The 8,277-nt window shown below is 38.2% G+C and carries 6 protein-coding genes and 2 pseudogenes; 6 read left to right on the forward strand and 2 right to left on the reverse strand.

All coding sequences use genetic code 11. The features are described from left to right. The 6 genes and pseudogenes from HMPREF9969_RS01020 to HMPREF9969_RS01040 all read left to right on the forward strand — a co-directional run. Window positions 1-256, forward strand: a pseudogene (locus HMPREF9969_RS01020) (IS1380 family transposase); the annotation flags it as partial. A 12-nt stretch (window positions 257-268) separates the two neighbouring features. After that, window positions 269-448 (forward strand): annotated as a pseudogene (locus HMPREF9969_RS13105) (hypothetical protein). 109 nt (window positions 449-557) lie between these two features. Beyond that, window positions 558-2,090, forward strand: coding sequence for a pseudouridine synthase (locus HMPREF9969_RS01025; protein WP_009434030.1), 1,533 nt, complete (start codon window positions 558-560; stop codon window positions 2,088-2,090). A 162-nt stretch (window positions 2,091-2,252) separates the two neighbouring features. Continuing rightward, complete coding sequence (gene asnS, locus HMPREF9969_RS01030; protein WP_009434027.1) at window positions 2,253-3,644, forward strand: asparagine--tRNA ligase; 1,392 nt, start codon at window positions 2,253-2,255, stop codon at window positions 3,642-3,644. Window positions 3,645-3,960: 316 nt separating this feature from the next. Next, a complete protein-coding gene (locus tag HMPREF9969_RS01035; RefSeq protein WP_009434028.1) occupies window positions 3,961-5,145 on the forward strand; it encodes a hypothetical protein in 1,185 nt (394 codons plus the stop codon). Between the two features lie 120 nt (window positions 5,146-5,265). Further along, window positions 5,266-5,679 (forward strand): hypothetical protein, encoded by a 414-nt coding sequence (locus HMPREF9969_RS01040; RefSeq protein ID WP_156787925.1) that lies wholly within the window; start codon window positions 5,266-5,268, stop codon window positions 5,677-5,679. A gap of 596 nt (window positions 5,680-6,275) precedes the next feature. On the opposite strand, the gene HMPREF9969_RS01045 is transcribed toward HMPREF9969_RS01040, so the two are convergent. After that, window positions 6,276-7,304 carry an Acg family FMN-binding oxidoreductase gene (locus tag HMPREF9969_RS01045; protein ID WP_009434025.1) on the reverse strand — a complete coding sequence of 343 codons (1,029 nt, stop codon included), beginning with the start codon at window positions 7,302-7,304 and terminating at the stop codon, window positions 6,276-6,278. Then, a complete protein-coding gene (locus HMPREF9969_RS01050; protein WP_009434024.1) occupies window positions 7,301-7,894 on the reverse strand; it encodes a TetR/AcrR family transcriptional regulator in 594 nt (197 codons plus the stop codon). The genes HMPREF9969_RS01045 and HMPREF9969_RS01050 overlap by 4 nt, the downstream gene beginning before the upstream one ends. Between the last annotated feature and the right edge of the window lie 383 nt (window positions 7,895-8,277).

Here is an 8,277-nt window from a genome sequence, read left to right on the forward strand (position 1 = left end):
ATTGCCCAAATCCTTCATGGCAGAGAACACAGTGTTCCTTCTTCTTACAGCACTTATCCGTAACTTTTACAAGGCCATTATTCAAAGACTTGACGTAAAGAAGTTCGGACTCAATGTAACAAGTCGCATAAAAGCGTTTGTCTTCAGGTTTATCTCTGTACCAGCCAAGTGGATCAAGACATCAAGGCGGTATGTGCTGAATATCTATACCTGTAATTATGCTTACGCAGATGTTTTCCAGACTGATTTTGGATAGTGCCTACAACTTATGGGAATGATATTGTGTATTGCCTCAAGTCACATTGTGGGGTAAGGGGATATTGTAGGCAGAAGTGGGTGCTTCAAGTTCAAATTATCTGCAAATTCAGTAATGAGAGGACGTGTAAACGCAATAAGAACCTTCAAGGGCTTAGTTGCGGATTTGAGGATTATTAATAAAACTGAGTAGCTCCTTCTAATAGGAGTTCTAACAAATAATAATTAGAAATAAAAGAATAATAAACTTTATTACTCATTGATCGTGAGGTCAGTAGTTAACATTAAAGCAAACTACAATTATGGCAGAAGAATTCGAAAACAAAGAGGTTCAGTCTGAACAGAATGATAATGGCCGTGAGGGCTATTCTGCAGCTGGACAAGGTGGTTATCAGAGAGAGTACCGTGGCACAGGACGCCCACAACGTCCACGTATTCACACACAGCGTGCTTATAGCAGCGACAAGGCTAATGGTGGAAATGACGAAGGTGGATTCCGTCCCGAGGGCTTTGGTTCAGGCTTGCAAAGCAGTAGTCGCCCACAACAAGGAGGTTATCGCCCACGTCAAAGCAACTATGGTGGTGGATACAACAATCGTAGTGGCTATCAAAGTCGCCCTCAACAGGGAGGATACCGCCCACGTTACAACAGCAACAATGGCGAAGAAGGAGGATATCAATCACGCCAAGGTGGATATCAGAGTCGTGGTGGTTATCAAAGCAGACCACAGCAAGGTGGATATCGTCCACGTTATAATAATGAAGAAGGAGGGTACCAGTCACAAGGTTATCGTCCTCGTTATAACAACAATACTAGCGCAGAAGGAGAAGAGAACAACAATGGTTATCAGGTAAACCAGGGTGGCTATCAGCCACGTCAAAATGGTTACCAAAACCGTGGTGGATATAATAATCGCGGTGGGTATAATAACCGTGGTGGTTATCAGAACCGCAGTAGTTACAATAATCGTGGCGGTTATCAGAGTCGCGGAGGGTATAACAACCGCGGTGGATATAACCAAGGAGGATATCGTCAGCGTACCGCAGATTATGATCCAAATGCAAAGTATTCATTGAAGAAACGCATTGAATATAAGGAAGAGAATTTCGATCCAAACGAGCCAATTCGTTTGAATAAGTATCTAGCTAATGCTGGTGTTTGTTCACGTCGTGAGGCTGACGAGTTCATCCTATCTGGTGCTGTCACCGTAAATGGTGAGGTGGTTAAAGAACTTGGAAGTAAGGTTCTACGCACTGATGTTGTACTCTTCCAAGATAAGACAGTTTCACTAGAAAAGAAGGTTTATGTCCTATTGAATAAGCCTAAGGATTACGTTACAACAAGTGATGACCCACAACAGCGTAAGACTGTAATGGATCTTGTTAAAGGTGCATGCCCAGAGCGTATCTATCCTGTTGGACGCCTAGACCGTAACACAACAGGTGTATTGCTTCTTACAAACGATGGTGACCTCGCTTCTAAACTCACACATCCTAAGTTCTTAAAGAAGAAGGTTTATCACGTATTCCTTGATAAGCCTGTCACAGCAAACGACCTTCAGAAGATCTCTGATGGTATCGAGCTTGAAGACGGAGAGATAAAGGCTGACGCTATTGAATACGCTAGTCCTGACGATTTGGCACAGGTTGGTATTGAGATTCATAGTGGCAAGAATCGTATCGTTCGTCGTATCTTCGAGAGTCTTGGTTATCGTGTTGTTAAGCTCGATCGTGTACAGTTCGCTGGTCTAACGAAGAAGAATGTACGTCGTGGCGATTGGCGTTTCCTCACAGAGAAGGAAGTTGATATGCTGCGCATGGGTGCATTTGAATAAGAAGCCCTCCCTAAGCCCCTCCGAAGGGAGGGGGTGAGAGGATAAACGAGGATAAAGACTTCTACAATAAACTTCTAAGGAAAGAATGTGTAAAGAGATTCCCTCTTTATTCCTTTTCCTTTTCTTTTGAGCTTGTTGAGAAGTCCTAATTACAATACAAAGATGAAAAGAACAAAAGTCGTCGATGCACTTGCTTGCACCGACTTTGGTAAAGATATTAATGTAAAAGGCTGGGTTCGCTCACATAGAAGTAGCAAGGCTGTTGACTTCATCGCACTGAATGATGGTTCTACTATCAAGAACATTCAGGTGGTCGTTGACCCTACTACTATCGACGATGAGAAACTGAAGAGCATTACAACAGGTGCTTGTATCAGCGTTATCGGTACGCTTGTAGAGAGTCAGGGTGCTGGTCAGACGTCGGAGATTCAATGTAAAGAGATTGAAATCTATGGTCTTTGTCCAAGCGACTACCCTATGCAGAAGAAGGGGCAGAGCTTTGAGTACATGCGCAAGTATGGTCACATGCGTCTGCGCACAAATACTTTCGGTGCTGTATTCCGTATTCGCCACAATATGGCAATCGCTATCCACAAGTACTTCCACGACCATGGTTATTATTATTTCCACACTCCATTAATTACTGGTAGTGATGCCGAGGGTGCTGGAAATATGTTCCAAGTAACCACACTCGACCTCGATCGCGTCGCAAAAGGTGGTGAGGTTGATTATAGTGCTGACTTCTTCGGTAAGCGCACGAACCTTACTGTATCTGGTCAGTTGGAGGGTGAGCTGGGTGCTACAGCACTTGGTGCTATCTATACTTTCGGTCCCACTTTCCGTGCAGAGAACTCTAATACGCCTCGTCACTTGGCAGAGTTCTGGATGGTTGAACCAGAAGTTGCTTTTATTGACAAGGATGAACTGATGGATCTTGAAGAAGACTTCATCAAATACTGCGTTCGCTGGGCATTGGTGAACTGTAAGGACGACCTTGAATTCCTTAACAAGATGATTGACAAGGGACTGATTGCTCGCCTAGAGGGTGTACTTAAGGAAGACTTTGTTCGCCTAACTTACACAGAAGGTATAGAGATTCTTCAGAAGGCAGTTGCTAATGGTGTGAAGTTTGAGTTCCCAATCACTGGTTGGGGAATGGATCTCAGCAGTGAGCATGAGCGTTATCTCGTTGAGGAACACTTCAAGCGCCCTGTCATCATGACCGACTATCCAAGCGAAATCAAGTCGTTCTATATGAAGAAGAACCCTGATGGCAAGACAATGCAGGGAACAGACGTCCTTTTCCCACATATTGGTGAGATCATTGGCGGCTCTGTCCGTGAAGAGAATTACGATAAGTTGCTTGCAGAGATCGATAATCGCGGTATGAAACGTGAGGTTTACGACTGGTATCTCGATACTCGCAAGTATGGAACCTGCCCACATGGTGGCTTCGGTCTTGGTTTCGAGCGTCTGATCCTCTTCGTTACTGGTATGCAAAACATTCGTGACGTAATCCCATTTGCACGTACTCCAAAGAACGCTGAGTTCTAAAGATAAGATAAAAGAAGGCGACTATCTCAACAGATGGTCGCCTTTTAATTTACCATAAGAACACTTCCCGACGAAACTTAAAACATAATACGTACATAAAAATAAAATAGAGATTTTAGCGTTAAAAAGTATTTATTTCGTTTTTTCTTGTTATTTTTGCAATTGGGTGGGATAAGAATTCCAAACACGTTGTAGAAAAGAGGCATTATGCTCATATCTCTTCAGTCCACAATCTGATAAATTCCGACAACAGACAAAAACTTGCATGATGGTTCTCACATATAGCGTGAGTTATTTTGTATAAAACAACTTTCCTATGATACAAAACGTCTTTGATGAACTAACCAAACAGCTTAGAAAGAATATAGAAGCTCAAGACTATTACAAATCTATTGTTACCGAGGTAAGAATAGGATATAATGCAAATGCTAATGTGGTACAACTCTTGCATCCTTCTCAAGTTTTAGACTTAAGAACCGAAGACCTAGTTTTCCCCGAGCGGGAATGGGATATAGACAAAGAGTTTGAAGAAGCAATTGCAATCTATTTCACATTCTCGATGAAAGCAGATAAGAAAGAACTTCAACTATTTCAAGAGCTAGATATTAGAAAAGAGTTCAATGAAATAAAAGACTTTGGAATAAGAGCATATGCTATTGACTGTGGGAAAGACTATAACAAAGCTGCCACTTACGTTAATATAATTCTTGAAAAAGTTTATAATGTATCCGAGGGAAGTACAATTACGATAGAAACAAGTGATTTTAACAATATAGAAAGTGCTAAAATCTGTAGAGAATCCCTAATCGTTCCATACAAAATCACAGGTGTTGCTACAAGGGTTAAAGAACAAAAAGAGGATGCTTTCAGCAATGAAACACCTCTTCCAGAAATAAGTAGTAAGACTTATAATAGACTTTTATTTGGTGTAATTTCTATAATCATCTTGATTCTTATAGTATTCATTGTAAACATAACTCAGAAAGAAATCCCAACAACAGATGATATTAGAGCGGCAGCACAAGATACAACTCTTTACGTAGATTCTGCAAGCACAGACCCATTAGGAGTAGTAAGTTCTAATAGCGAGACTTCTATTTCGTCTCAAGAAACTGCTTCAGAACCTGAACAAAATCAAGTTATAGGGAAATGGGTAGAAACAAGTTATGGTAATAATGGAGCAACATGGGTTTTAGAAAAAGAGGCTAATACAGGTAGAATCTTGTTAACATCAAGACTTGGTGACATTATACAATCATACAACTGTACAAAAAGAAAAATTAAAGGAAATAATAGTTATATTTTTCATGACCCTAACGTCAGTGGCAATAATGGGTTATTTAGCATGAGAAAAGGAACTACAATCTACTATATTTCAGGCTTCGACAATAATTCAGATGCTATTCTCGTCCCAACACAAGGCGGATCTGCTAAGATATATTCAAATGACGTCGATAATCGCTATTATGAGCTTTTTAGCGATCTTAGTTCAGTAAATTAAATTAAGCATATGAATCACATAAGATGCCCTCACTGTAAATCAATGTTATCTATCCCAGATGAATATCGGAAAGACAAACAATTACAATGTAGCCATTGTGGCGAGATTTTTAATAACTACATGATTAAAAAGAAAAAACAGCAGTCAAAAGTTGATAAGTTTTTAATTACTCTTGCTATTTTCCTAACTTTATGGGGGGTAAAAGCCTGTATAGAAAGCCAACCTAGGAGTTCAAAAAACAGCGTAGAGAACCAATATGAAAGTTCTATTAGCATTGGTGATAATGTAGAAGTAATAAAAACAACCATAGGTCTCATTGATGAAGCAAGTGTAGATGAATTTGGAAAAGCTGCTGTTGCTGGTGACGCAATAGGCGTAGATCAATTAATAATAACAGGAAAAGGTAGACAAATCCCCTCAGGCGAACAAGGGAAGGTAATAGAGCGCACTGTCTCAGCAGACAGAATTAGACTTAATGATGGTACAGCATGGTGGATTCCAATATCAGCAGATTTAAAGAAAGTCAATGAATAAAAAGCCACTATCACAGAGCTATCCATTTGTGACTTTCGAACTTCGTTAAAAATTAAGAACCTTTCAAGTGATGTCACCAAAAAGACATGAGAGGCTATAATTCCTATTTTTGCAACGAGGATTTAATATTTTGTAATAAAATACTGCTAATTTGAGGGGGTATTTCTGCGATATTTTTAAAGAGGAATGTACTTTGACTCAAATACGCAAAATATGGGGCTGATAAGATGATATTTTGCAAACTATTGATATTCAAAGTTTTATATATTTTATAGTATCATCTTAACAAAAGAAATATTCATTAGCCCTGAAAAACAATGGAATTTTTGTCGAAAAACTATATATTTCTCAACAAAAAACTATATATTTCTTAGCGAAAAACTATATACTTTTTAGCAAAAAACTATATACCTTTTGCGCAAAAAGTATATACTTTTCTGGAAGAACCTACTTTTGACTCATTTTTCGACCATATTAATTGACTATTTTCTCTAGAATGAGAATTTTGAATGTAAAGAACTTTCGGAAACAAATGCTATCATTGTAATGCCTAAAGAGAGATTACTAAATGGGCTAGCATTTATATGTCCTCAGATTTATTCTTCAGAGAAAATACATGACCTATAATCGCGTCTTAGCGAATAAGGCATTTTCTTTCCATAGCCTAACCTTATAAGAATAGTCGGGTACTCGTTAGAGATTTGAAGTTGCTTTACCATTTCTTTTGTAATATCATTTTCCTCATTAGGCTGATTGAGATAAGCATTTGTAATACCCATCTGCGTTGAACGCAGTAATATCCGTTCCAAGGTTCTGCCAAGTGCAACCCACTGTTCAACTGTATTATCTTTTGTTGTGAAAAGTACAAAATGAGATGCTGAAGCTATCTTTTTCCGATCACCTTTATTCTGCGTTTTCGTGTTGATAGCCTTTGACATGATAAATTTTGCCAAGAATAGAGGAACATTTGGTGCACCAAAAGTGGCATAACTCAATCCATCTCTTGTATTATTCTGATGTTTCTTATTATAACGCATCCACTTTGTCAGTTCTGATTTGAAAGCTTCATTATTCATTTGTAAGCTATTACCAGCATAAACCATATTAGCAATCTTTTCATAATCAACAGTTCCCCTTTTGTAAAAATAAATAGAGATAGAGGGGTCAATAGAAGTGGCTTTAAGTAGATTAATGCTATCTTTAGGAATTTCTTTCCCATCATAAACACTTCTATTTGTTTGTCTTACTGCGATTTGAGAGAACAATGAAGAATCAAATTGCTTTTTCTTATCTTTTGTAAGTAGAACTCGAATAAAGGAGTCCTTAATAACTTTAACTTCAGTCTGATACCCCTTTTCCTGAGCAGCAATACAAAGATTCTCTGTCGCGCACCCCAAGCTAACAAATAACTCTCGATGACTTGGGTCTACGATAGGTAACTCTTTTGACAAATCAGGGTATATATCAATTTCTGACTCTCTGATTTTAAACAACCAAGGCTGTGTGTTATGCCCAGAAGGAGCCTTGCAAGCATTCTCAATCATAAACAGATAGTCTGGGTTCTGTGCCATTATATTATCCATAAATCCCATAAAAATAACAAATACAATAATTAATTTTCTCATTCCTGAATACTTTTTATCCATAAGTCAACTATCATTTCGACCCCTTTCATTATCTCGTCCCAGCCCTTATCAGTTTGCAAAGAAATACCGTTATATGACAAACATTGGTCTTCAATCAAAGCTAAATAGCTGATAGCAGCCGAGAGTATACTGGCTAAAGAGGCAATCTCTGTATTAGGACAACCTGTTAATGTACTTACCAGTTTGATTAGACTGCATCCATTTTCTTCACGTTTATCTCTAAGCTGCTCAATGCTTGTGTTGTTACAGGACAGTTCCCACCTACACAAACGTCGTAGGGTTACATCGTTTCGTAATTGCTCGATCTGTTTACGGAACATATTCTTTATACTGTCTCCTACAGATTGAGGATTGATAATAACAGTACCTGTATTAGCCCAATAATCCTTCTGTATTATAAACTGTGCAATTAACTCTTCAAGTCCACCAAAATACCTATATATCAGCATCTTCGAAACATTAGCTTTTGAAGCTATTGTATTGATACCAAGCTTCTCGAATCCTTCGCTTTCTACGATACTTGCGACAGCTTCGAGTATTCTACTTTCTGTTTGTTCTCTATTTTTCATTCTATTATGTGGTTATGTTGACATACTTATGTTACCAATTAGTAACCACAAAGATAGGTTACTTATCGGTAACATTTTAATAAAACCCTAGGTTGTTATTGTCTTTTCATGTTATTTAACTAGAGGATTTATAAAATAACAATTTTATAAATCAATGTCTCTATATATTTTTATTAGATGTACAATGGTATGGATATACGATGAGTGTACAGATTACTAAAGGTTGAATTTAAAAGAAAACGAAGAAAAACGTTCGGTATATATACGATCTTTGTTTTATCCACATTCTTTTACTACCTTTGTCGAAACATATAGATGTTATTAGCAAACCGAAGTATTATTACTAACTAAAGTTTCCCACCCCTTAAAACACCAACTTTTCT

The sequence above is a fragment of the Prevotella sp. oral taxon 306 str. F0472 genome, assembly GCF_000257925.1.
Taxonomy (GTDB): Bacteria; Bacteroidota; Bacteroidia; order Bacteroidales; family Bacteroidaceae; genus Prevotella; species Prevotella vespertina.